At 68.3% G+C, this 24920-nt stretch carries 23 protein-coding genes; 8 read left to right on the top strand and 15 right to left on the bottom strand.

The window, feature by feature from the left end; all coding sequences use genetic code 11:
• Positions 1–48 precede the first annotated feature (48 nt).
• Complete coding sequence (locus CBM2586_RS21180) at positions 49–1308, top strand: IS256 family transposase (protein WP_012354364.1); 1260 nt, start codon at positions 49–51, stop codon at positions 1306–1308.
• A 158-nt stretch (positions 1309–1466) separates the two neighbouring features.
• Here CBM2586_RS21180 and CBM2586_RS21185 read toward each other — a convergent pair whose 3' ends face one another.
• The gene (locus CBM2586_RS21185) at positions 1467–2522 is read right to left on the bottom strand and encodes a cyclase family protein (protein WP_115665070.1); all 1056 of its coding nucleotides are present in this window, start codon (positions 2520–2522) and stop codon (positions 1467–1469) included.
• Between the two features lie 375 nt (positions 2523–2897).
• Between CBM2586_RS21185 and garD the strand changes: the two genes are divergently transcribed.
• Positions 2898–4463: a galactarate dehydratase gene (gene garD, locus CBM2586_RS21190; protein ID WP_115665069.1), complete on the top strand. Its 1566-nt coding sequence runs from the start codon at positions 2898–2900 to the stop codon at positions 4461–4463.
• A 9-nt stretch (positions 4464–4472) separates the two neighbouring features.
• On the opposite strand, the gene CBM2586_RS21195 is transcribed toward garD, so the two are convergent.
• Both CBM2586_RS21195 and CBM2586_RS21200 read right to left on the bottom strand, forming a co-directional pair.
• On the bottom strand, positions 4473–4706 hold the full coding sequence (locus CBM2586_RS21195) for a DUF3820 family protein (protein WP_115665068.1): 234 nt from the start codon (positions 4704–4706) through the stop codon (positions 4473–4475).
• A gap of 77 nt (positions 4707–4783) precedes the next feature.
• Positions 4784–5710 (bottom strand): LysR family transcriptional regulator, encoded by a 927-nt coding sequence (locus tag CBM2586_RS21200; RefSeq protein WP_115689617.1) that lies wholly within the window; start codon positions 5708–5710, stop codon positions 4784–4786.
• Between the two features lie 116 nt (positions 5711–5826).
• Between CBM2586_RS21200 and CBM2586_RS21205 the strand changes: the two genes are divergently transcribed.
• Both CBM2586_RS21205 and CBM2586_RS21210 read left to right on the top strand, forming a co-directional pair.
• Positions 5827–7005 carry a CaiB/BaiF CoA transferase family protein gene (locus CBM2586_RS21205; RefSeq protein WP_115665066.1) on the top strand — a complete coding sequence of 393 codons (1179 nt, stop codon included), beginning with the start codon at positions 5827–5829 and terminating at the stop codon, positions 7003–7005.
• Entirely contained in the window at positions 6998–8137 is a 1140-nt protein-coding gene (locus CBM2586_RS21210; RefSeq protein ID WP_115689619.1) for an acyl-CoA dehydrogenase family protein, read from the top strand. Before CBM2586_RS21205 ends, CBM2586_RS21210 begins: the two co-directional genes overlap by 8 nt.
• Before the next feature lie 27 nt (positions 8138–8164).
• Here the strand turns inward: CBM2586_RS21210 and CBM2586_RS21215 are convergent, their stop codons facing one another.
• The 3 genes from CBM2586_RS21215 to CBM2586_RS21225 form a co-directional block, all read right to left on the bottom strand.
• Positions 8165–8860 (bottom strand): ProQ/FinO family protein, encoded by a 696-nt coding sequence (locus CBM2586_RS21215; protein ID WP_115689621.1) that lies wholly within the window; start codon positions 8858–8860, stop codon positions 8165–8167.
• A 107-nt stretch (positions 8861–8967) separates the two neighbouring features.
• A complete protein-coding gene (locus CBM2586_RS21220; protein WP_115665063.1) occupies positions 8968–9195 on the bottom strand; it encodes a hypothetical protein in 228 nt (75 codons plus the stop codon).
• Between the two features lie 87 nt (positions 9196–9282).
• Complete coding sequence (locus CBM2586_RS21225; protein WP_115665062.1) at positions 9283–9540, bottom strand: hypothetical protein; 258 nt, start codon at positions 9538–9540, stop codon at positions 9283–9285.
• 316 nt (positions 9541–9856) lie between these two features.
• Here CBM2586_RS21225 and CBM2586_RS21230 point away from each other — a divergent pair, with 316 nt between their 5' ends.
• The 3 genes from CBM2586_RS21230 (at position 9857) to CBM2586_RS21240 (ending at position 15686) form a co-directional block, all read left to right on the top strand.
• On the top strand, positions 9857–10462 hold the full coding sequence (locus CBM2586_RS21230; RefSeq protein ID WP_240987986.1) for a recombinase family protein: 606 nt from the start codon (positions 9857–9859) through the stop codon (positions 10460–10462).
• 101 nt (positions 10463–10563) lie between these two features.
• A complete protein-coding gene (locus CBM2586_RS21235) occupies positions 10564–11532 on the top strand; it encodes a chemotaxis protein CheB (RefSeq protein ID WP_115689623.1) in 969 nt (322 codons plus the stop codon).
• Positions 11533–11573: 41 nt separating this feature from the next.
• Complete coding sequence (locus CBM2586_RS21240; RefSeq protein ID WP_115689625.1) at positions 11574–15686, top strand: CheR family methyltransferase; 4113 nt, start codon at positions 11574–11576, stop codon at positions 15684–15686.
• A gap of 41 nt (positions 15687–15727) precedes the next feature.
• Here CBM2586_RS21240 and CBM2586_RS21245 read toward each other — a convergent pair whose 3' ends face one another.
• The 7 genes from CBM2586_RS21245 to CBM2586_RS21275 form a co-directional block, all read right to left on the bottom strand.
• Positions 15728–16600: an ABC transporter permease subunit gene (locus CBM2586_RS21245; protein ID WP_115689627.1), complete on the bottom strand. Its 873-nt coding sequence runs from the start codon at positions 16598–16600 to the stop codon at positions 15728–15730.
• Between the two features lie 10 nt (positions 16601–16610).
• Positions 16611–17387, bottom strand: coding sequence for a taurine ABC transporter ATP-binding protein (locus CBM2586_RS21250; RefSeq protein WP_062804169.1), 777 nt, complete (start codon positions 17385–17387; stop codon positions 16611–16613).
• A gap of 82 nt (positions 17388–17469) precedes the next feature.
• Positions 17470–18486, bottom strand: coding sequence for a taurine ABC transporter substrate-binding protein (tauA, locus tag CBM2586_RS21255; RefSeq protein ID WP_115665059.1), 1017 nt, complete (start codon positions 18484–18486; stop codon positions 17470–17472).
• Positions 18487–18712: 226 nt separating this feature from the next.
• Entirely contained in the window at positions 18713–19693 is a 981-nt protein-coding gene (locus tag CBM2586_RS21260; RefSeq protein ID WP_115689629.1) for an ABC transporter substrate-binding protein, read from the bottom strand.
• Positions 19694–19812: 119 nt separating this feature from the next.
• Positions 19813–21222, bottom strand: coding sequence for a hypothetical protein (locus CBM2586_RS21265; protein ID WP_115689631.1), 1410 nt, complete (start codon positions 21220–21222; stop codon positions 19813–19815).
• A 315-nt stretch (positions 21223–21537) separates the two neighbouring features.
• On the bottom strand, positions 21538–22107 hold the full coding sequence (locus CBM2586_RS21270) for a hypothetical protein (RefSeq protein ID WP_172587104.1): 570 nt from the start codon (positions 22105–22107) through the stop codon (positions 21538–21540).
• A 119-nt stretch (positions 22108–22226) separates the two neighbouring features.
• Positions 22227–23471 carry an MFS transporter gene (locus CBM2586_RS21275; protein ID WP_198035867.1) on the bottom strand — a complete coding sequence of 415 codons (1245 nt, stop codon included), beginning with the start codon at positions 23469–23471 and terminating at the stop codon, positions 22227–22229.
• A gap of 105 nt (positions 23472–23576) precedes the next feature.
• Between CBM2586_RS21275 and CBM2586_RS21280 the strand changes: the two genes are divergently transcribed.
• The gene (locus tag CBM2586_RS21280; RefSeq protein ID WP_115665054.1) at positions 23577–24023 is read left to right on the top strand and encodes a winged helix-turn-helix transcriptional regulator; all 447 of its coding nucleotides are present in this window, start codon (positions 23577–23579) and stop codon (positions 24021–24023) included.
• A gap of 21 nt (positions 24024–24044) precedes the next feature.
• Here the strand turns inward: CBM2586_RS21280 and uraH are convergent, their stop codons facing one another.
• Together uraH and CBM2586_RS21290 are read right to left on the bottom strand one after the other, a co-directional pair.
• Positions 24045–24380, bottom strand: a complete 336-nt coding sequence (gene uraH, locus CBM2586_RS21285; protein ID WP_012355646.1) for a hydroxyisourate hydrolase — start codon at positions 24378–24380, stop codon at positions 24045–24047.
• Between the two features lie 30 nt (positions 24381–24410).
• Positions 24411–24920, bottom strand: coding sequence for a hydroxyisourate hydrolase (locus CBM2586_RS21290; protein ID WP_115689635.1), 510 nt, complete (start codon positions 24918–24920; stop codon positions 24411–24413).

A 24920-nucleotide genomic window follows, 5' to 3' on the forward strand; every position in this document is an offset into this window, starting at 1 on the left:
TGTCAGAAATTTTGTGTTTAGGGCATAACATGTCGCCAAGGAGCATGTATGCCACGCAAAACCAAGACCAGCCAGGCCGCCGACCGTGAGCTGCCGACCATTCCCGAGGACCTGATTGCCCATTTCGTTAAGGGTCCGATGACCGCCGAGGCGGTGCAGGACGCCTCGATGGCGTTCAAGAAGGCCCTGATCGAGCGCGCCCTGGGGGCCGAGCTCGGCCATCATCTGGGCTACCCGGCTGGCGCCGAGCGCCCGGCCGGCACGGCCAACCAGCGCAATGGCAAGAGCGCCAAGACGGTTCTGACCGACGACGGGCCGCTGCGGTTAGACATCCCTCGCGATCGCGACGGCAGCTTTGATCCGATCCTGATTCCCAAGCACGAGCGGCGCTTCACCGGGTTCGACGACAAGATCATCGCCATGTATGCGCGCGGCATGACCTTGCGCGAGATCCAGGCGTTTCTGGCCGAACAGTACGGCACCGAGGTCTCGCCCGAGTTCATCAGTTCGGTGACCGATGCGGTCATGGACGAGGTCACCGCCTGGCAGGCCCGTCCGCTGGAGGTGATGTACCCGGTGGTGTTCTTCGACGCGCTGCGGGTCAAGATGCGCGAGGACGGCGTGGTGCGCAACAAGGCCGTCTACCTGGCCTTGGGCGTGCTGCCCGACGGCACGCGCGACATCCTGGGCCTGTGGATCGAGACTACCGAAGGCGCCAAGTTCTGGATGAAGGTGTTCAACGACCTGAAGACCCGGGGTACCCAAGACATCCTGATCGCGGTGACCGATGGCCTTAAGGGCATGGAACAGGCCCTGGCCGCGGTGTTCCCGAACACCACCCTGCAGACCTGCATCGTGCATCTGATCCGCAACAGCCTGGAGTACGCCAACTGGAAGGAGCGCCGCGCCGTGGCGGCGGCGCTCAAGCCCGTGTACACGGCCCCCACGGTCGAGGCCGCGCTGGCCGAGTTGGCGGCCTTCGAGAACGGGGAATGGGGTCGGCGGTATGCACCGATCGGCGCATCCTGGCGTCGCGCCTGGGATCAGGTGATCCCGTTCTTTACGTTCCCGCCGGCGATCCGCAAGATCATTTACACGACCAACGCGATCGAGAGCATCAACGCGCAGCTGCGCAAGATCATCAAGACGCGCGGTCACTTCCCCAGCGACGAGGCGGCGACCAAGCTGCTGTGGCTGGCGCTGCGAAACATCACGGTGAAGTGGGGCAGTTCAACCCATGACTGGAAGGCTGCCATGAACCAGTTTGCGATCCTCTACGAGGAACGCTTCACCCACCCTTATCGTTAAGATATTGCTGGCTCACCGTTCCATCGACGGTGAGCCTTTACCTGCCCTGCACACAAAAAAACTGACAGGCCCAGACAGGCAGGGTCGCCGGGTACCGGTGACACAGCAGCGCCCGCCATGCACGGACATCGACCGCGGTTCCTACGCGTCCCGAACACTCACACCGTAGCAACCGGCGTCACCGGCGATCCCACCGCCCCCGGCAACCGCAATGGCGGCGCCGTTAACTGGAACCGCGTACGCCCATTACCGCGCAGCCAATCGGCGAGTTCACGCAGGTACCAAAGCTCTCCCAGCGGCAAGCCCAGCTTGAACAGGCAATGATGGTGCAGCGGCAGCAAAGGATGGTTCGAATCGCCCTCGGGTGCAGGCCGGGCAGGGTACCGCTCCACCGCATAGTTATCAGCGATCAGCGCCGCAATGCCCGTATCGGTGATCCAGTTCAGCAACTTGTCATCGCGCCCGTCGAGCGCGCAGCAACTGTGGTGGAGCACGGCCTCGTCTGGCTCGCGCTGCATCGACAGCACCACTTCGGCAAATCCCGTGCGCAGCAGCAGCATGTCGCCGCGTTCCACTTCGACCTTGGCGGCTGCCATCGCGCGCATCAGGTCGTCGTAGCCAACGTTGCGGAAGTCCATGCCGAAGACGTGCGCCAGGTCGACCAGCACGCCGCGTCCCTGCATGCCTTTGACCGCGAAGTTCTCGATGCCGAGCGCGTGCGCGGCGCTGTGGTCGTGGCCGCACGGGTGCGCCGCGAAGTTGTCGTCCTCGGCATAATCGACCGGCCCGACGATATGCTCGTTGGCGCGGTAGCCGTTGTAGTAGACCCGCTCGGCGCGGCCATCGCCGTCGGCGTCGAAGAGCGCGCCCACGTGCGCCAGCGCGTCCCACTGCGTGCTGTACTGCAGGCACATCAGCACCTGGTCATCGCTGATGACATCGGTCGCGGCGGGATCCATCTTCGCCAGCGGGAAATTGGTGTACGGCGAGTCGTCGCGGAAGGTCGGTCGCAGCACCGGCGGATGGCGGCGCGGATTGAGCTTGTTGCCGCCGGGGTAGTCCAGCGGCAGCGACAGGCAGAAACTCAGCCCGGCCTGCACCTCGCGCGCGCCCTTGACGACCTGTTCGGGCCCGATCAGGTTGATGCGGCCGAGTTGGTCGTCGGGACCGAAGTCTCCCCAGTTGGAACCTTGCGGACGTTGCTTCCAGCGCATGAGTCATGCCTCCTGTCGTGTGACTGGCCGCGGGACGACCAGGCGATGCGGAATGGAATCGGGAGCCGGGCAGGTCGTTGCACATTGCCGGCGCATCGATTGGCCGGCGCCATCTGGCATGAAACCCGGTTGCACTCTTATAGGCCATGTCGCGGGTAACGGTCATTTTGCGGCGCAGCAAAGCGCCCTTTGGCCTGCTGTAGCGTCGCCTTGGTTTTATGGGTCGTCGTACAACGTGAGTCGAATGTGAAGCGGATGCCTTTCATATTCCAGTTCATCTAGGGATAACCCGCAACCAAATCCAGCCTTGAGTCGGTAGAATGTTGTCAGACAACGTAACACATGCCCTTGATTGGTTTTCGGGCTGGAGAAGACATGGCAGTGACCCCTGCAGCGGCCACCCAGGCATCACGCCCGCTCTACATCACGATGGACGCGCACGACAACGTCGCCATCATCGCCAATGACGGCGGGCTGCCCGCGGGCACCACTTTCCCGTGCGGCCTGGTGCTGGCCGAAGCCGTTCCGCAAGGCCACAAGGTAGCGCTGGCCGACCTGCGCGAAGGCGAGGCGGTGATCCGCTATAACGTCGTGATCGGCTACGCGCTCAGGGACCTGCCGCGCGGCAGCTGGGTCAACGAGCGCGTGATCCGCATGCCGGCGGCGCCCGGGCTGGAAGACCTGCCGGTCGGCACGCGCGTGACGCCGCTGCCGCCGCTGGAGGGCTATACCTTCGAGGGCTACCGTAATGCCGACGGCTCGGTCGGCACGCGCAACATCCTGGGCATTACCACCACGGTGCAGTGCGTCGAAGGCGTGGTGGAGTTCGCCGTGCGCCGCATCAAGGAAGAACTGCTGCCGAAGTACCCCAACGTCGACGATGTGGTCGGCCTGGAGCACACCTATGGCTGCGGCGTGGCCATCGACGCGCCCGATGCCGGCATCCCGATCCGCACCATCCGCAATATCGCGCTGAACCCCAACTTCGGTGGCGAGGTGATGATCGTCAGCCTGGGCTGCGAGAAGCTGCAGCCGGCGCGCCTGATCGGCGCCGGCACCATCCCGATCCAGAAAGCGGGCGAGCCCGACGTGGTGTGCCTGCAGGACGAGCAGCATGTGGGCTTCGCCTCGATGATCGAATCGATCATGGCCACGGCGGAAAAGCACCTCGCGCGCCTGAATGAGCGCCGGCGCGAGACCTGCCCGGCGTCGGAGCTGGTGGTGGGGGTCCAGTGCGGCGGCAGCGATGCCTTTTCCGGCGTCACCGCCAACCCGGCGGTAGGCTTTGCCACCGACCTGCTGGTACGCGCCGGCGCCACGGTGATGTTCTCCGAAGTGACCGAGGTGCGCGACGGCATCGACCAGCTCACCGCGCGCGCCGCCACGCCCGAGGTGGCCGAGGCGCTGGTACGCCAGATGGCCTGGTATGACCGCTACCTGGAGCAGGGCCAGGTCGACCGCAGCGCCAACACCACGCCCGGCAACAAGAAAGGCGGCCTGTCCAATATCGTCGAAAAGGCGATGGGCTCGATCGTCAAGTCCGGCACCGGCCCGATCCACGGCGTTACCGGCCCGGGCGAAAAGGTCACGCAGAAAGGCCTGATCTACGCCGCCACGCCCGCCGGCGACTTTGTCTGCGGCACGCTGCAACTCGCCGCCGGCATGAACCTGCACGTGTTCACCACCGGACGCGGCACGCCCTACGGGCTCGCGCAAGTGCCGGTGGTCAAGGTCTCCACCCGCAATGACCTGGCGCGGCGCTGGCACGACCTGATGGACGTCAACGCCGGCCGCATCGCCACCGGCGAAGCCACCATCGAGGACGTGGGCTGGGAGCTGTTCCACACGCTGCTGGCCGTGGCCAGCGGCAAGAAGTCATGGGCGGAGCACTGGAAGATCCGCAATGCGCTGGTGCTGTTCAATCCGGCGCCGGTGACCTGAGGGCGGCGCTTATCGGGGCGATGCGTTGCCCCGCAACGGCTTCAGCAGGTACGCCAGCCCGTTGTGATCCAGTTCATGCATCAGTGCCAGCAGCGCGCCGAGCTGTCCCGGCGGAAAGCCTTCGCGCGCGAACCAGTTAAGGTAGTTGCCCGGCAGGTCGGCGATCAGCGTGCCCTTGTGCTTGCCAAAAGGCATGGCGACGGTGACCAGGCGTTTCAGGGCGTCGGCGTCGAAATCGGTCATGGGAGCAGGCCAGTCGGAAAGCGCCACGCTACCACAGTCGCGCTGGCGCTAACGTAGCTCAGGGGGGCTCAGGTAGCTCAGGTGGCGCGTGGTCGCGCGCGGGCGCCTGCGGCAGTGGCCTCGGCCACGGCGGCGCGCACGCATTCAGCCAGCAATTCCGCGGCCCTCGACCGCGTGGCGCGCGCCGCGCGGGCAATCACCAGCGGCTGGCGCACGGTCTCTTCGCGTATCGGTTTCTCCACCACCGCGGTGATCTGCGATGACGCGGGCGCCTGCGTGATCAGCAGGGCCACGCCCAGGCCGTTGGCGACCATGCCGCGCGCCAGTTCCAGCGAGGTGGCGCGGTAGCGCACCTCTGGCTGCAGCCCGTATTGCCAGAACGGCGCCATCAGGAATTCGCGGCTGTGCGGCAGGTCGATCAGGATCAGCGGCTGCTGCGCCAGCTCATGCAGCGAGACGCTGCCCCGGCGCCGGGCCAGCCGCGAGCCGGCGGGCACCAGGCCGTAGGGCCGCAGCTCAGCCAGCCGTTCGCGCTCGAGGTCGTCGGGCATGCCGACGTCGTAGCTCAGCGCCAGTTCGATCTGGCCGCCATGCAGCCAGTCTTCCAGCTGGGCCAGGTCACCCTCGACGAAACGCACCGTCAGCCCCGGGTAGCGCTCTCGCGCCAGGCGCAGCACCACCGGCAGGTAGACCGGCGCCAGCGTGCGGAACACGCCGAGCTTCACTTCGCCGGCCGCGCCGTCGCCGCTCTTGTCGACTTCAAACGCCGTGGCCGCGCCCAGGATGTGGCGCGCTTCGGCCAGCTTGCGCACGCCGAAGCGGGTCAGGGTCATGCGCGCGCCGGCGTCGCGGGCGAACAGGGCTTCGTCGAACAGCGTCTCCAGCTCGCGGATGGCGACCGAGATCGACGGCTGCGACACGTTCAGCAGCCGCGCCGCGGCCGTGGTGCTGCCGGTTTCCGCGGTCGCGGCGAAGTAGCGCAGCCGCCGCAGCGAGACACGCATCAGGAAATCCTATAGGTGCTAGTCGAATTCCATATTTTACTTGATAGCTTGCGCTGCGCAGAATCAAGCCACTGCAACGCAAGCCTGTGCGCTTGCAAGCCATCGAGGAGCAAGCCTTGGACCATGCCAGCCATTCCGAACTGCCGCTCGCCGGCATCCGCGTGATCGATTTTTCGCGGGTGCTGGCTGGCCCTTATTGCACGGCGCTGCTGGGCGACCTGGGCGCCGAGGTGATCAAGATCGAGCCGCCGGGCGGCGACGACTACCGCGCCGTCGGGCCCTTCGTCGACGGCCGCAGCGGGCTGTTCGCGGCGATGAACCGCAACAAGCAGAGCATCGTCATCGACCTGAAGACGACGACGGGTCTGGAACTGGCGCGCGCGCTGTGTGCGCGCGCCGACGTGGTGGTGGAGAACTTCCGTCCGGGCGTGGCGGACAAGCTCGGCATCGGCTACCAGGCGCTGCGGGCGCTGAATCCGGCGCTGGTCTATGCGAGCGTGTCGGGCTTCGGCCAGACCGGGCCGGAGTCGCACCGGCCGGCCTACGACATCATCCTGCAGGCAATGTGCGGACTGATGGACGCCACCGGCGCCCCGGACGGTGCGCCGACCATGCTTGGCGAGGCGGTCTCCGATGCGGTCAGCGGGCTCTTTGCCTCGTGGGGCGTGCTGGCCGCGCTGCTGGCGCGCGAGAAGAACGGCCGCGGCACGCATGTCGATGTGTCGATGTTCGACGCCACGCTGAGCCTGAGCGCGACGCTGGTGGCACGCTATGCCGCCACCGGGCGCGCCCCGCAACGGGTGGGCAACCGCCATCCCTCGTCGGCGCCGTTCGGCGTGTACCGCGCCGCGGATGGCTTCTACGTAGTGGCGGTGCTCAACAACAAGCTGTTCCACACGCTGGCCGAGACCATCGGCTGCCCGGAGATGGCGCAAGACCCGCGCTTTGCCGATGACGAATCGCGCTGCCGCTTCGAGCCAGCGCTGCGCGCCGCGCTCGAAGCGTGGTCGTCAGGCCTGAGCGTCGCCGAGGTGAACCGCCTGCTGGGCGGCGCGGGCATTCCGGTCGCGCCGATCCGCAATGTCAGGCAGGCGCTGGAAAGCGAACAGGCCGTCCATCGCCGCCTGCTGACCGAAGTCGCCGGGCCGGACGGAAGCACGGTGCGGCTGCCGTCGCAGCCGGTGAAGTTCTCGGGGTATGGCCCCAACCGTGTCACGCCCGCGCCGGCGCTGGGGCAGCACACCGAGGCCATCCTGGCCGCGCACGATTTCAGCAAGGAGAAACAACATGCTTAAACGACTGGGCGTCGAGCCGGGCGACCTGGAAATCGCCGATGCCATCGGCCGCTTCGCGCAGAGCGAGCTGGCCCCGGAGGCGGCCGAAGTGGACCGCGCGGAAACGTCCACCACGCGCTATGTGCCGCAGCTGGCAGAACTGGGCCTGATGGGGATGAACCTGCCGGAGCGCTGGGGCGGGACGGAGACTTCGCCGGTGGCGCTGATCCTGTCGCTGGCGGAGATCGCCAAGGCCTGTGCGTCGACCTCATCGATGCTCGGCGCGCATTACCTGGCGACTGATTCCATCCTGATCGGCGGCGACGACGGCCAGCGTGCGCGCTACCTGCCCGGCGCGGCGGCCGGCACGCGGCTCGGCGCCTTTGCCCTGACCGAGCCGCGCGCCGGCTCCAACCCGGCCGACATGGCTACGCGCGCCACGCCGGAAGGCGACGGCTACCGGCTGCGCGGGGTCAAGCACTTCATCTCCAATGCCGAGGCGGCGGACTTTATCGTGGTCTATGCCAGGACCGACCCGGCCGCGGGCACGCGCGGCATCAGCGCCTTCGTGGTGGACCGCCGCAGCGACGGCGTGCAGGTGGCGCCGGCGGAAAAACTGATGGGCATCCACGGCGCGCCGGCGCATGAGGTGGCGCTCGACTGCTTCGTGCCCGCCGCCAACCGGCTCGGGCCCGAGGGCACGGGTTTCCGCACCGCGATGAAGGTGCTCGACAACAGCCGGCTCGACGTTGCCGCCACCAGCCTGGGCATCGCCGAGGCGGCGCTGGCCTGCGCGGTGGACTGGGCCCGGCAGCGCCAGGTGGGCGGCGAGCCGCTGGCGCGCAAGCAGGGCCTGCAATGGATGTTCGCGGACATGCGCACGCGGCTGGAGGCGGCCTGGCTGCTGACGCTGCAGGCCGCGGCGCGGCGCCGCGACGGCGAGCCCTTTACCGAGCAGGCGTCGATGGCCAAGCTCTATGCGTCGGAGATGGTGGGGTTCGTCACCGATGCCGCGCTGCAGATCCATGGCGGCTACGGCTTTACGCGCGAGATGCCGCTGGAGCGGCTGGTGCGCGATGCGCGCATCCTGCGCATCTACGAGGGCTCGTCGGAAATCCAGCGCACGGTGATCGCGCGCGCGGTGCTCGGGTAAGCGCCGCCGCAGGCCGGCGGCGCCGGATCAGGGCGTTTCCGGGGCTTCGGGCGTAGCCGGTGTCGCCGCTGCCTGCGCCTCGGCAGGCGCCGCGGCGGACTCCACCGCGGCCGGCGCGGCCGCCGCCGCAGGCGCGGCAGCCTTGGCCTTCTGGCGCGCGGCGCCGGCGCGGCGCGCCTTCAGTTGCTGGGCGCGCTTGGCGTCCGCCTGCGTGACCACGCCGGCCTCGTTGCCGTCCAGGTCCAGGCGCTTGGCGCCTTCCACCATGCACGACCAGTAGCGCGCGCCGCTGCACCAGGTGCGGATCGCCTCGCGCAACTCCGCCTCGTCCAGGCCGAGCTTGCCGGCGTGCTGGGTCAGGTCTTCGAAGGTGCCGATCTTCAGCGGCACCTTGGGAGCCGGGTTCTTGGGGAAGGCCTTGGGGAAATGCTTCTGCAGCCGGGCAATGGAATGCACCACCGGATCGACCTGCTTGCCAGGCGCGGCGGCGGGCGCCGCACGGCGGCCCTTGATGCCCGCGCCCGCATCCGCGCCGCTACGCTTGCCCTCACGGGGACGGTTCGGCGCGCCCTTGGATGCGCCCTTGGATGCGTCCTTGGACGCGTCGCCGGTCGTGCCGCCGGTCGCGGCTTGGCGCGGGCCCTTGCGCTCGCCCTTCCTGGATTCGGCGGCCGCCTTCTTGGCGAGTTGGTCCCTGAGTGCTGCCAGTTGTTCGAAGCCCATGATGTCTGCCGTTGTGTGAACCGGGATTGTATCAAGGCCGGGCCACGGGGGCGGCCGCGGATATCGGCGCCGCCGGCCGGCGGCTCGGGGCAGCCGGCGCCGCGGCGTCAGGCGGGCAGATCGACGCGTGCGACCTGGCGCGATACCCGGCAACTGGCTGCATGCGGTCCCGCGTAGACGATGGCCGCGCCAGGGTAGCGCGCGGTATGGGCTTGCGCGCTGGCGAAGGAGTCAAAGCCGGTCACGCCGCCTTTGGACCCGTCGGCAAAGACCGGCGTGGCATACCAGCGGCCGCATAACGGTCCCTGCAGGATGAATTTGACGATCTTGGGCACGTCCGCTCCCGATTGAAACCCCGAGACGCCCGAGACACTGAGGCTCGGCGGATTCCGGAATGGCGGGCAGGTCCGCCCGCCAACCCTTCAGTTGGCGCGCTTGCCGGTCTTGCGCTGCGCCCCGCGAAGGTCGGTATAGCCAAGCTCGCGCATGTCGATCCACACCTTGCCCCAGGCAATGCCTTCCGCCATGGCGCGTTCCAGGGTGCGGTGGCTGCCCAGCGGACCCGACAGGATCACGGTCTGGCCGTCGCGCTCGACGGATACGGAAGCTTCGAACAGGGCATCGGCCAGCGGGCGGGCGTTGCCGCGCACGACATAGCCAAAATAGTTCTGTGTGGCCATCGCTGCTCTCCTTGTCTACCCCTTCCCGGGCGGCCTTGTCCCATGGGCATGCGTGTGCATCGGGGGGCCAGGGCGGGGCGCCTGCGTTACTTGCCATGCTAGCGAACTCCGCAAGCTGTCGCTGCACGGCCGGCCTGTACGGAATCTTGCTTTTCGTACCGGCCGGCGGGGCCGACCCGCGCACCCGCTAGGGCTTGCCGCCGCGACCGCGCGAGCTGATGTACATTGATTCCATTCACCGCGGTCGTGCGCCAGCCCGAGCCGCATCAGTGTGCCTGCATCGGAGTTCCTGCCCCGCCCCAGTAGCGGACCCGCCATGCCGTCGACCTTTATTTATTCCAACCGAGTCCGCAACCCGGAGGCGATGGAAGCCGAACTGCACCTCGCCTACCGCGCCGGACATACCGTGGATCTGCGCCGGGCCTTCTGGGAACACCAGCCGCCATCGGTGACGAGCGTGGATCGGCCAAGGCTGCAGGCGATGCTGCGGCAGGTCCGGCACGGCGACACGGTGGTGGTGATGGCATTGCGCTGCCTGGGTTCGACCGTGGCCGAAACGCTGGACACCATCGGCAGGGTGCGGCAGCTGGGCGCAGCGCTGTATTGCCTGCAGCTGGGCCAGGTCAATCTGGCCAGCGCCACGCCGCCGCAAGCCGTCAAGGTGCTGCGCGCCGCGGCCACGCTGGAAGGCGCCAGGCGCAGCGCGCGCATACGCGAGAGCCTGGCCGCGGCCAAGGCGGTGGGCCACCCCGTCGGCCGTCCGCCGAAACATACGGCCGAACAGCGCGCGGCCATCCTCCAGGCGTTGCAAGCGGGGGAATCCGTCAGTGCCGCCGCGCGGCGCTTCCATACCACGCGCCAGACCGTGATGCGCATCCGCGCCGGCAGCGGTGCGCCGGCACCCGAGGACAGCAAGGCCTGAAGCAAGGTTCACCCCGCCGGCACCATGGCCGGCGGCGACCTTGCGTTTGGAACGATACTTGCGTGAAGCCGGGTATTACCACGCGAAGTAGCGGAGTTCCCATGATGCGCGACACGGTTGTAGTCGGGACCTCAAGCGGAGGGGTGGATGCCCTGCGGCAACTCGCCGCGGGTCTTCCGGCCCGCTTCGACGCCGCGGTCCTGGTGGTGCTGCATATCGGCGCCAATCCGAGCATGCTGCCGCAGATGCTGATGCAGGTCGGGCCGCTGCCGGCGCACCACGCGCGCGACGGTGAAGCGGTGCTGCCGGGGGTCATCTATGTCGCGCCGCCCGACCACCACCTGATGATCGACGGCGAGCGCACCATGCTGCGGCGCGGACCGAAGGAGAACTTCGCGCGGCCGGCCATCGATCCGTTGTTCCGCAGCGCGGCGGTCAGCCGGCGCAACCGTGTCATCGGGGCCATCCTGACCGGTCAGCTCGACGATGGCTCGGCCGGCCTGCATGCCGTGCACGAGTGCGGCGGCATCACCATCGTCCAGGATCCCGACAGCGCCTATGCCTCGGACATGCCGCGCAACGCGCTGCGGGCCGTCACCCCGCATTACGTGCTGCCGCTGCATGGCATCGCGCCAGAGCTTGCACGGCTGGCGGGCAGCGCCGCGCATGCTGCGCCAGAGCCGTCGGCGTCGCTCATGACGGAACATGCCCTGTCGATCGGGCCCTCGTCCATCGATGCAGTCCAGCGCATTGCGCAGCCTTCGGCCCTTACCTGCCCGGAGTGCGGCGGTGCGCTCTGGGAGATACGCGAGGCCCTGCCCCCGCGGTTTCGTTGCCACACCGGCCACACCTTCGGGCTGCTGACGCTGCGCCACGCTTGCAATAGCGCACTCGAGCACATGCTCTACGATTCGCTGCGTGCGCTGCACGAGCAGAATGAACTTTATACACGTATTGCGGCGTATCATATGCAAATTGGGGACACTGACGTGGCACGTCAGTACACCGAGGCAGCTGGCCGCGCGGCAGCGTCCGCGAAGCGTATCGAAGGTTGGCTTCGCGAGAGCTAGCACCTGGACCGGCCGGCGCATTCCTATCTTTCCGTGCAGCAATGGCCAAACACAGCGAACGCTCTTTGCCGAGCCAGCTCGCCTTTCCCGTGGTGGGGATCGGCGCGTCGGCCGGCGGCATCGAAGCCCTGATCGAGATTTTCGAAGGACTGCCCAGTACTACCGGGGCGGCCTACGTGCTGGTGATTCATCTCTCGCCCGACCACGCCAGCCACCTCGCCGACCTGCTGCAGGCGCGCACCAGCATGCGGGTCCAGCAGGTCACCACGTCGACGCCGATCGAGGCCAACCAGGTCTACGTGATCGCGCCGAACCACAACCTGACCATGGTGGACGGCTATCTGCGCGTCACCCCGCAGGAGCGCAGCCGGAACCGCAGCACGGCCAACATCGACCTGTTCTTCCGCTCCCTTGCCGAAGCGCACCAGCAGCGCGCGGTGTCGGTGGTGCTGTCGGGCGCGGGTTCCGACGGCTCGGTGGGACTGACCCGCGTCAAGGAGCTGGGCGGCATCGCCATCGCGCAGGAGCCGGATGATGCCGAGTACTCCAGCATGCCGCGCTCGGCGATCAGCACGGGCATGGTCGACTTCGTCGTCCGCGCCGCCGACATTCCGCAGCGCCTGATCGACCTGTGGAGCGCCGCCAGCCATATCCGGCTGCCGGCGGCGATCGACGACGTGGAATCCGCGCCGCACCACACGCCGCAGTCGGAAAGCGGCGAGCGCGCGCTGCGCGAGATCATGGTGATCCTGCGCACCCGCACCTCGCACGATTTCCGGCATTACAAGCGCGCCACGGTGCTGCGCCGCATCGAGCGCCGGCTTCAGGTCAACGGACTGACCGACCTGCAGCAGTACCGCGACTACCTGCATCTGCACCCCGAAGAGACCCCGGCGTTGCTGCAGGACATGCTGATCAGCGTGACGAATTTCTTCCGCGACAAGGAGGCCTTTGACGCGCTGCGCACGCAGGTGCTGCCGCAGCTGTTCGAGAACCGGGGCGAGGGCGAAGTGATTCGCGCCTGGACCCCTGGCTGTGCCACCGGCGAAGAAGCATATTCGCTCGCCATGCTGCTGCAGGAGGCGTCGGCGCATACACCGGAGCAGGTGTCGTTCCAGGTCTTCGCCACGGATATCGACGAGCGCGCCGTGGCCATCGCGCGCAACGGGCTGTACCCGGAGCCGATCGCCAACGACATCGAGCCCGCCCGGATCCGGCAGTTCTTCACCAAGGAAGCCTCGCACCTGCGCGTGCGCAAGGAGCTGCGCGAGCGGGTATTGTTCGCGCTGCACAACGTACTGAGCGATCCGCCGTTTTCGCGCCTGGACCTGGTTTGCTGCCGCAACCTGCTGATCTACCTGGACCGCGACGCGCAGACCGAAATCCTGCGTACCTTCCATTTCGCGCTGCGGCCCGGTGGCTACCTGTTCCTGGGCAACTCCGAAGCGGCGGACAGCGTCAGCAACCTGTTTTCGGTGGTCGACAAGAAGGCGCGCATCTACCGCGCCAACGTCGCGGTGCGCGCCGATACGCCGATGCCGCTGGCCATCGCCGGCACCACCGCGGCCCGTCCGCCGGTATCGCTGCTGCAGCCGTCGGGCAAGCGCAAGTTTTCCTTTGGCGACCTGCACCAGCGGCTGATCGAGCAGCATGCGCCGCCGAGCGTGCTGGTCAGCCGCGAATCCGATATCGTGCACCTGTCGGACCGCGCCGGGCGCTTCCTGCAATACGTCGGCGGCGAACCCTCGCACAACATCATCGCGGTGGTGCGGCCCGAGCTGCGGCTGGAGCTGCGCACCGCGATCTACCAGGCCCTGCAGACCAACCACAGCGTCGAGGCCAGGCGCGTGCAACTGGATCGCGACGGCAAGCATTTCTTCGTCAACATGACCGCGCGCCCGGTGCACGACGCCGAAGCCAATGGCGACTTTGTGCTGGTGCTGTTCGACGAGGTCGAAGACAGCATGAGCGCCGCGCCGACCAGCCAGCCGGGCGAGGAGCGCGACCCGATGATCGCGCAGCTGGAGCGCGAGTTGCAGCGCACCAAGGAACAGCTGCAAGCCACCATCGAGCAGTCCGAGACCTCGACCGAAGAGCTGAAGGCCTCCAACGAAGAGCTGCAGGCGATCAACGAAGAGCTGCGCTCGGCCACCGAGGAACTGGAAACCAGCAAGGAAGAGCTGCAATCGATCAACGAGGAACTCACCACGGTCAATGCCGAGCTGAAGTCCAAGGTCGAGGAAACCGGCAAGATCAACGACGACCTGCAGAACCTGATCACGGCCAACGACATCGGCACGGTGTTTGTCGACCGCAGCATGTGCATCAAGCGCTTTACCCCGCGCGCGACCGATGTCTTCAGCATCATTCCGTCCGACATCGGCCGTTCGCTGCTCGACATCACCCACCGGCTCGAGTACGACAAGCTCGCCGACGATGCCGCCGAGGCCTTCGACTCGCTGCGCCTGATCGAACGCGAAGTGCGCAGCAACGACGGCCGCTGGTACCTGGCGCGCTTCCTGCCCTATCGCACCACCGAGGACCGCATCGACGGCGCGGTGCTTTCCTTCATCGACATCACCTCGCGGCGCGCCGCCGAGGAGCGCCTGCGCGAAGGCGAAAAGCGCATGAACATCGTCGCCGAGAGCACGCGCGACTACGCCATCATCACCTTCGACGACCAGGGCCGCGTCAACAGCTGGAACACCGGTGCCGAGCGCATCTTCGGCGTCGGCGAGGCCGACATGCTGGGCTTGCCGGCGGAGGTGCTGTACACCCCGGAGGACCGCGCCGCGGGCGTGCCGCAGGAAGAGATGGCGCAGGCGCGCATGTACGGCCGGGTCGAGGAAGACCGCTGGCACGTGCGCAAGGACGGCAGCCGCTTCCGCACCACCGGCGTGCTGTCGCGGCTGGACAAGGGCGGCGTCAGCGGCTTCGCCAAGATCATGCGCGACCTCGACGAACTGGCGCTGACCCGCATTGCCACGCGCACCGTGCGTCCCGGCGATGGCGCCGGCGTGCCGGGCATCGAATCCATGGACGGGCGCGCCGAACGGCTGCGCGACGAATTCCTCGCGGTGGTGTCACATGAACTGAAGCATCCGCTCAACCTGATCAGCGCCAGCGCGGAGCTGATCAGCCGTTCTCCCGACGCGCGCGGCAGCGACGTGATCCAGCGTGCCGCCGCCACCATCCGGCGCACGGTGATGGGCCAGGCGCATATCATCGACGACCTGCTCGACATGTCGCGGCTGCGTACCGGCAAGCTGTCGATCGCGCATGCGCCGCTGGACTGGAGCGAGGTGGTCGCCCGGGTCTGCAGCGCCATCGAAGAGGAAGTCGCGCGCAAGCAGATCGCGCTGGAGCGCTCGCTGCCGGCGCGGCCGGTGATGATCGACGCGGACCTTACCCGGATCGAGCAGATCGTGTGGAACCTGGTCAGCAACGCCATCAAGTACACCGGTGCCGGCGGCACCATCCAGGTGTCGCTGACGCAGGCGAACGGCCAGGGTGTGCTCGAGGTGCGCGACACCGGCGCCGGCATCGATGCGCAGAGCCTGCCGCATATCTTCGACATGTTCCGCCAGGGCGCGGCGCCGTCCGCGCGCAAGGGCGGGCTGGGCATCGGCCTGTCGCTGGTGCGGGAGCTGGTCACGGTGCAGGGCGGGAAGGTGCAGGCCGAGTCCGAGGGGCCGGGCAAGGGCTCGTTGTTTACCGTGTCGTTCCCGCTTTGCGCCAGCGTTCCGCTGGAGGATGGCGCCAGCCAGGCGTCGACGCGGCCGCTCGCGAACACCACCATCCTGCTGGTCGACGATGATCCCGGCACGGTCGAGACCTTCAAGCTGTTGCTGGAAATGGAAGGCGCGCATGTCAGGGTCGCCACCAGCGCGCAGGACGCCATGCACCAGCTCGAGACGCTGCGTCCCGACCTGCTGTTGTCGGACATCGGCATGCCGGACATGGATGGCCTGGAGTTCATCCGGGCGATCCGTAACAACCAGCAGCTCAGCAAGCTGACCGCGTTCGCGCTCAGCGGCTACGGGCGCCCCGACGATATCCGGCGCTCGATGCATGCGGGCTTCGATGCCCACCTGACCAAGCCGGTCTCGCTCGATGCGCTGATCAACGCCATCGAGGAACTGCGCGCCAGCTAGCGCGCAGGCCCCGCGCGGCAGCGCATCCGCTGCCGCGCCGCTTACATCCGGCCCTTCCAGGGCACCAGCCACTTGGCCAGCTTGCGCATCAGCAGGTCGAACACGTAGGCGATCAGCCCGATCAGCACGATGCCCATGATCACCACGTCGGTACGCAGGAAGTTGGACGCGTTGAGCACCATCTGGCCCAGTCCGGCCGTGGCCGCCACCATCTCGGCGGCGACCAGCGTGGTCCAGCCGAAACCGATGGCGATGCGCATGCCGGTCAGGATATCGGGCAGCGCCGCCGGGATCACCACATGGCGCACCACCTGCCAGGGGCTCGCGCCCATCGAGTAGGCGGCGTTGATCTGCTCGATCGTGACCGAGCGCACGCCCGCCTGCGCCGACATCGCCAGCGGCGCGAAGCAGGCCAGGAAGATCAGCAGCACCTTCGAGGTCTCGTCGATGCCGAACCAGATCACGATCAGCGGCAGGTAGGCCAGCGGCGGCAGCGGGCGGTAGAACTCGATCGGCGGATCGAAGATGCCGCGGGCGATGCGCGACACGCCCATCATCACGCCGATCGGCACCGCGGTGGCGACCGCCAGCGCGAAGGCGCCGAACACGCGCAGCATGCTGGCGGCAAAATGCTCGGTCAGCGGCTGGCCGCCCTGCAGATTGCCCTGCCAGGCATCGATGAAGGCGGTGAAGATCGACTCGGGCGTGGGCAGGAACAGCGGCGGCAGCCAGCGCAGGTGGCTGGCCAGCCACCAGAGCGCCAGCAGCAGCACCACGGTGATGGTGGAAATGCGCGAGCTCGAGCCCTCGCCCGGCAGGCGATAGCCCGACACGGTCTTCATGGGGCGGCTGGCCGCGGTCGGGCCCGCCGCGGCGGCAGGCGGCGGTTCGATGCGTTGGACGGTAGCGGACATCTGCTTCTCCTCAGGCGGTGGCATGGATCAGGTCAACGATCTCTTCGCGGTAGCGGATGAACTCGGGGTCGGACTTGACCGCGCGGGCGTCGCCGCATTCGATGAAACGGCGCGCGAACGGCAGTTCATAGGTATGGGCGATGCGCCCGGGCGAGGGCGTCATCACGATCAGGCGCGTGGCCAGGAACAGCGCCTCTTCCACGCTGTGCGTGATGAAGAAGACGATCTTCTGCTCGCGCGCCCACAGCTTCAGGATCAGCGCCTGGATCGACTCGCGCGTGAGCGCGTCGAGCGCGCCCAGCGGCTCGTCCATCAGCATCACCGCCGGATCGCAGGCGAGCGCGCGCGCAATCCCCACGCGCTGCTGCATGCCGCCCGAGAGCTGGTAGACCGGCTTGGCGGCGACGCTTTCCAGTCCTACCGCGGCCAGCTTTTCATGGGCGATGCGCAGCCGCTCGGCACGATTGACGCCGCGCAGGCGCAGGCCCAGCGCGACGTTGTCCTCGACGCTGAGCCATGGCATCAGCGCGTGCTTCTGGAACACCACGCCGCGCTCGGCGCCGGGCCCGTGCACGGGCTTGCCGCTCAGCCGGATCTCGCCCTCCGACGGCTCCATGAAGCCTGCAATGCATGACAGCAGGGTGGTCTTGCCGCAGCCCGAGGCACCCAGCGCGACCACGAAATCGCCGCGCTCCATGGTGAGGTTGACCTGCGACAGTGCCAGCGTCTTCGCGCCGCCGGCCGTGCCGTAGTTGACACTGACATTATCGATTTCGAGTTGGTACATGATGGGCTTCCGCAACAGGATCTCCGGGACCGCCGCATGAAGAAGGGGGAGCGGCGGCCAGCTTCAGCGACAGGGTGCGCCGTCAGCGCAACGCCCGCCTTGCCCATTCCGCGTTGACGCCGGGGCCGTAGTCCGGCAGCACGGTCTGGATGGTGCCCTGCTCCTTGAGGAACTGCGCCGCCGACTGCAGCGCGCGCGCCGCGCCGCCGCCGAGCCAGCGCTCGGAGACCTGTTCCTGCAGCGTGGGGAAGCTGTACAGCGCCATGCTCGCCGGCACGGTCTCGGGCTTGGCGCCGGAGACCCTGGCCACGGCCTTGACCATGGGCGAATCCGCGGTCCACGAGGCCTTGTTGTTGCGGTAGCCTTCATCCGCCGCGGCCAGCACGCGCACCAGCTTGACCATGAACTCGGGGTTCTCGCGCGCGAACTTCTTGTTGGCGATCATGCCGTCGAAGGTCGCCTTGCCGGTGTCGGCGGCAATCTGCCCGGAGGTGGTCAGCACCGTGCCGGATTGCTTGAGCTTGGCCAGCACCGGATCCCAGATGAAGGTGGCGTCGATATCGCCGCGCTCCCATGCGGCCGCCACCTCGGGCGGGCGCATATTGACGATGCGCACGTCCTTCGGATTGATCCTGGCGCGCTCCAGTGCGACCAGCGTGTGGTAGTGCGTGGTCGACACGAACGGCACGCCGATGCGCTTGCCCTTCAGGTCGGCAACGCTGGCGATCTTGCTGCCGTTGCGCGCGACCATGGCTTCGGCGGCGTTGATGTCGTCCAGGATCCAGAACAGCTCGACATCCAGTCCTTGCGACAGCGCCGAGGCGATCGGCGAGGTGCCGGCTTCGCCGATGGCGATCTGGCCCGAGGCCATGGCGCGGATCACGTCGCCGCCGCCGCCGAACTGCCGGAACGAGACCGTGTAGCCGGTCTGCTTTTCCAGCTCCTTCATGTCCTGCGCGTAGCGCCAGGGCACGACCATGTCCTGGTAAGCAATCACTACATTCTTGCTTTGGGCCGGTGCGGCCTGCACGGTCTGTGCGGCCGGCGCCAGCGCCGCCGCCAGGGCGAAATACATCGCGATCTGCTTGATCCACCGCATGGTTGTGCTCCTCGGATGAGAAATGGGTTTGGGGGTCACGGCTTTATAGGTGAGCCGGATTCCGGGCCTATAGGACCAGTTGCCCGGATTCGCTGGGGCCAGAACCGGCCGCGCGCGCGCAGCCCGCGCCGGGCCGCGGGGAGCGGTGGCGCGGGACTGCGTCAATCATGGAATTCCTGTACCGGCCGCGGCCGGAGCCGGGGTCGCGCCAGAGGCGCTCCGGCGCTCAGGCGCTCAGGGAGAACCCGGAGTCGAAGGTCTGGCGCACATCGAGCCGCTGCCTGAGCAGGCCGGCCTTCAGGTAGAAATCCGCGGTGCGCTGCTGCTCGGCGATCAGGCCCGCGTCGATGCTGCGCCACTGCGTGCGGCGCCGCTCGAATTGCAGCCGCGCCGCCTGCGGCGAGATGCCGATGATGCGGGCCAGCGTTGCCGAGAACTCCGGCACATGCTGGTAGGACCACTGCTGCGCGCGCACCACGCGGTGCAGGAAGTCCTGCAGCACCGCGCGCTTGCCTGCCAGCGCGGCCTCGGTCGCGGCCAGGTAGCTGAGGCCCGACCACAGTCCGCGGCCGTTGACCAGCACGCGCGCGTGCTGGCTGGTTTCCGCCATCGCGGTATAGGGCTCCCAGGTGGCCCAGGCATCGATCGAGCCGCTGCTCAGCGCCAGCTTGGCATCCGCCGGCGGCAGGAAGCGCAGGTTGGCGTTGTCCGGTTTCAGTCCGGCCGATTCCAGCGCCTTGAGCGCGATCAGGTGCCCGATCGAGCCACGGTTGGTGCCGATGCTCTTGCCTTTCAGGTCTGCCGCCTGCCGCAGTGGCGAGTCGGGTCGCACCAGCACTGCGGTGCCGTAAGGGTCAGAGCGGTTCGCGCCGATCAGCCTGATGCGCGTGCCCGCGGCCAGCGCGAAGATGGCTGGCGCATCGCCGATCGGGCCGCTGTCGACCGCGCCCGCGTTGAGCGCCTCGGCCAGCGGTGCCGCGGCGGGAAACTCGGTCCACTGGATCTCGTAGGCCAGGCCCTCGAGCGCGTTCGCGGATTCGAGCAGCGCGCGCAGGCCGCCTTTCTGGTCGCCGGCCTTCAGCACCGGGCGGACCTGTGCATGGGCATCGCCGGCGGCGAAAGTGGTGAAGGTGAGGAGGGGGCCGGAGGCAAGCGCGGCCGTGGCGGCGGCGCCGCGGCGCAGGAACTGGCGTCGGGAAGCGGTCATGGCGTTCGGGTGTTCAATATCGGAACCCCCGAACGTACGCGTGCCTCGCCCGCGCACCAACGAATAAATCCGCGCTTCGATATGCGTGGTGGGGGCGGGCAGGGCGGCCGCGGATGCGCTCAGTCGAGTCCGGTGGACTCGGCGGGATCCCGTTGCGAACGGATGTCCTCCGGACTGAGCAGGATGTAGCCCAGCGACTTGAGCAGCTGCACGGCCTCCAGTTCGGCGTCGAGATACACCGGGCGTTCCGGGGTGCGCGCGCGCTGCGCTGGCGGCGGCCACGGGGTGCCGCCGTGCGCGGCCAATGACGCCAGCGGCGCCGTGTCCTGCAGCCAGCGCGCGGTCAGGATGCGGCAATGCTCCAGGTTGGCTTTCCACGACACGTCGACGGCCGCATTGAACCGGCCGGTGCAAAGGCGCAGCCGCTTCAGCGCTTTCAGCCAGCCGACGAAGGCCTCGGGCTCGGCCGGCTGGTAGCCGCGCAGCAGGGTCGCGAGATAGTCCTGCGCCGTGCCGCCGTCGAGCGCCGGGTCGTCGTCGAGCACGGCAATTTCAAGCGCCACGTGCTTGCGGCCGTCGTGGTCATAGATCGCGCATTCGCTATCGACCACGCCTTCGCGCAGCAGCTCGCACAGCAGCGCCCAGGCCCTGGGGTTCCTGTCGAGCCGGCTTTCCAGCGTGGGGTCGATGCGGGCGAGCAGTTCCGGCATGGTGCGCACCTCGCCGGACTGGGCCGCCGCCGCGAACGCCATCGCGTTGGCGGAAGGCTTGTCCCCGTGTGCAATCCGTTGCAGCGAGGCATCCTTGAGTTCGCCGATTTCCGCGGCGGTGTCCACCGCGTGCATCCACGCATAGTCCTCCAGGCTGGCGCACAGCCTGCGCGCGGCCCGCGCCAGCTGGCCGGCCAGCGACTGGACAAAACCGGTGCACAGCGCGCAGCGGCATTCGAGCCGGCCCGCGTGCAGGAAGCCGGCATAGAGCCGCTCCTGGTGTCCGCACTGCGCGCATTCGAGCGAAAAGCCGCCCTGGCGCCCCGGCCGCTGCGATGCCAGCAAGCCATCGACCTGATACTGCGCCCGGCCACCGCAGCACGGGCACAGCCACTGCAGCTTGTGCGCGCCGTCGCGCGCCGCGGCGGCGCGCTCGAACTGGCGCGCGATGGCGCTGCGCGGGATGCCCTGGGCGCGCCCGACCACATCGGCGCAATGGCCCCAGTAGCAGTACGAGTGCGCCAGCGCAGCCTGTTCCGCGGACAGTTGCCGCAGTGCCGGCAGCATGGCCGCGTTGCGGCGGATCTCAGGCGCGAGCGCGTCGATCAGCTCCGGCCCGCCCGGCATCGCGGCCTCGAGGGCGGCGCGGCTTTGCTCCAGGAAATCGGGCACGTAGACCCGGCGGATGAAATCCTCGTTCTCCAGCCAGAACAGGTGGCCCGGAAGCGCTTCCAGTGCCTCGATGCCGTCCCTGACTTCGGTCATGCCGGCACAGGCGAGAAACGTGAACGGCTTGCTGAACAGGAATTGGTCTGTCATGTTGTCGTCAACGGCGAATCCCGCCCACGAGCCCCACAAACTCGCGTGCGATCGACTCACCCCGTGACCAGGCCAAGGCAAAAGCCGGGAGGCGCCAGCCGCTGCGCTTCCCCGCTTGTGGGGACTTGCCCCTTCTTGTTTTCAGTGCATGTGATGCTGCGCGGAGATTTTTTTGTTGCCGCACTGGACAGCATAGGCGACACGGCGCCTTCCATACAAAAGAATCATCCAGCGCATCAAAGTCGTGCAGTGATGATCTCGGCGCCCGCAGGCGCCTGGCGACACGGCTGTGCAGGTCCGCGTCGCGGCCCGCCGCTACAGCGGCGCAGGCTGGGGCGGTGCCGCGGTGGCGGGCGCCGCCGGCTTGTTGCCGCCGCCGCTGTAGGCGAAGTACCTGGCCTTGGCGCCCCTGGCCCAGTAAGCCACGGTGAAGTGCCTGCTGTCGCGCCCGTAGAGCAGTTCCAGGCTGCCATTGGCGGCGCTCCATTCGGCGTAGCCATTCTCGGCCGCGCCTTCGGTCTTGCGCACGGCGGCATAGCGCTGGTCCAGCTTCCTGCGCACCTCTTCCATGGCGGAGCGCTCGAAGGTCATGGTGACCAGCGCCACCGCATCCTGCGCATCGCAGTTCAGCACCACGCGCGACAGGCCGGGCAGATGGAAGCGCTCGAGGTGCTTCAGTTCCACCGTATCGCCGCCGGCCCACTCGGAGGTGCCGGTTTTTGCATGGTTCTGCGGCGGCGCCAGGCGCGAGCACCGGGCCTTGCCGAGCTCGAGGCCCAGCGGCGCGGCGGTATTGCCGGCGGCTTCCGGCTGGGCAGCAGTGGTTGCGGCGTGGACGGAAACGGCGGCGAGCAATGCGGCGCAGAGCAGGGAGAACTGCTTCATGTTGAGGCGAGAAGAGGGTTTCACGTTCTGGAATGAGGTTGGATGCGAGATTCTAAAGCCTTCTTGCCCGGATTTTCCCTTGCCTGCGCGCGGCTTTCGCCTGAACGGGTGAGGCAACGCTATGGCGTGGCCCGCGCCGGCATCCATCGCCGCGTGCCGGCCCAGAACATCAGCGCCAGCAGGCTGACTGCCGCGCCCAGCATGCACACGCCGCGCCAGCCGGCGGCGTCATAGGTCGCCGTGGTGGCAAGCGCGCCCAGGCCGCTGCCGGTCGCATAGAACAGCATGTACGCGCCGACCAGCCGGCTGTGCGCGGTGGCATCGGCGCGGAAGATCATGCTCTGGTTGGTGACATGGATGGCCTGGCCGCCCAGGTCGAGCAGCACGATGCCGAGCGCCAGCGGCCACAGCGAGGTGCCCAGCCATGACAGCGGCAGCCAGGCGGCCGCCAGCAGCACCAGGGCAGCAAGCGTGGTGCGCTGGCCGAAACCCTGGTCCGCCCAGCGTCCCGCGCGCGCCGCGGCCAGGGCGCCGGCCGCGCCGACCAGGCCGAAGGCGCCGATGGCCGTGTGCGACAGCTGGTAGGGCGGGGCGCTCAGCGGCAGCACCAGCGCGCTCCAGAAGATATTGAACGCAGCGAACATCAGCAGCGCGATCATGCCGCGGATCTGCAGGACCCGGTCGCGATGCAGCAGCGCGAACATCGACAGCACCAGGCTGGCATAGCGCATCCGCTGCACGGAACCGGGCAGGACCGGCAGCGCGCGCCACAGCAGCAAGGCCAGCACCAGCATGGCCGCGGCGGCGCAGACGTAGACGCTGCGCCATCCGGCCAGGTCGCTGACGCCGCCGGCCACCACGCGAGCCAGCAGCAAGCCGGCAAATACGCCGCCCTGCGCCGTGCCGACCACGTGCCCGCGTTCCCGTGGCGCCGCCGCGGCGGCCGCAAAGGCGATCAGTCCCTGCGTCATGGCGGTGCCGAGCAGGCCGGTCAGCAGCATTCCCGCCAGCAGCACCGGCACCGATGGGGCCAGCGCCACCATGGCCAGCGCGCCGGCCAGCGCCAGCACCTGCGCCAGCATCAGGCCGCGGCGCGGCAGCAGGTCGCCGAGCGGCACCAGCAGCAGCAGCGCCAGTGCGCAGCCGGCCTGGGTGGCGGTGACCACGCCGCCGATGGCGGCGGCACCGATGTCGAAGTCCGCCATCAGTGCGTCCAGCAGCGGCTGCGCGTAATAGACGTTGGCCACGCTCAGCCCGCTGGCGCAGGCGAACAGCAGCACCGCGGCGCGCGGCAGCGGGGCGGGCAAGGCCGCGGAGCGAGGTGCGGGCGATGCCGGGTCCGGCGCGCGCGAGCAGGCTTCCATATCGCCTCCAAGTGGTTGCAAATCAAAACCAGTTGAAGCGTAAGCGTGTTGGTTTTAAAATGCAACCACTTTGACGGCGGGCGATGCGCCCAAGGCTAACCGGACATGGTCACCCGCAAGGACCCGAGCGAAGACACCTGCCCCGTGGCGCGCGCGCTGGCGCTGGTCGGCGACCGCTGGTCGCTGATGATCGTGCGCGACGCCTTTGACGGCATGCACCGCTTCAGCGACTTCCAGCGCAGCCTGGCGGTGGCGCGCAATATCCTGTCCGACCGCCTGCGCCGGCTGGTCGAAGCCGGCATCCTGGCGACGCGGCCGGCCTCGGACGGCAGTGCCTACCAGGAGTACGTGCTGACCGAAATGGGGGAGAGCCTGTTCCCCATCGTGGTGGCGTTGCGCCAGTGGGGAGAGCACCACCTGTTCGCGCGCGGCGAGCGCCGCTCGCAACTGGTGGAAAAGCGCACCGGCAAGCCGGTGCCGCCGATGAGGCCCCGGTCGGGCGACGGCAAGGTGCTGTCGCACGACGAGGCGGAAGTGCGCAAGCCGCGCTAGCCGGGTGCTTGCGCCGGAGTTTCAACTGCCGCGATACGTGCCGAAGCTCCACGGCGAACACAGCAGCGGCACGTGGTAGTGCTGCGCGGCATCCGCGATGGTGAAGCGCACCGGCACGATGTCGGCGAACACGTCGGGGGTGCGGAAGTAGTCCGCCACCCAGAAGCGCAGCTCGAACTCGCCGGTACGCGCCTGCGCCGGCGGCAGCATCGGCGCGTCGGTGCGGCCATCGTGGTTGGTGCGGGTGCGCGCCAGCAGCCGGGGCGGCTGCACCGCGACGTCGAACAGCTCGACCTGCATGCCGGCCACCGGGCGGCCCAGCGATACGTCGAGCACATGGGTGCTGATACCTGCCATGATGCGATCTCTCCGGGTTGGGCCGCGCGCTCAGCTGCCGCGGTAGTAGTTGTAGCTCCACGGCCCGAACAGCACGGGCAGGTGGATGCGCTGGCCGGCGTCGGTGACGCGCACGCGCAGCGGGATCTTCGACAGGAACGACGGTTGCGGCAGGCTGGCCTTGCGCGCGGCGAAGTACTCGTCGGCGTGCAGGATCAGCTCGTAGGTGCCGGTGCGGTAGCTGTCGCCGATCAGCAGCGGCGGCTCGCTGCGGCCATTGGCGGCCAGCGTGACGGTTTGCAGCGGCACGCGCTGGCCATGGTCGATGCGGAACATCTCCACGCGCATGCCGGCCGCGGGCGTGCCGTGGTAGGTGTCCAGCGCATGCAGCGTCAGGCGCGGGCTCAGGCCGCCCTGCTGCACCGGCGCGGCGGTCTGGTCGGGTGCGGACGCATCCGGCGTGGCGCTCCAGCTGGCGCCGGCCAGCAGCGCGCCGCCGCCCAGCGTCATCGATTGCAGCGCGAAGCGCCGGCGCGCGGGATCAAAGCTATGGTTGTCCAT

This window comes from Cupriavidus taiwanensis (assembly GCF_900250115.1).
GTDB lineage: Bacteria > Pseudomonadota > Gammaproteobacteria > Burkholderiales > Burkholderiaceae > Cupriavidus > Cupriavidus taiwanensis_B.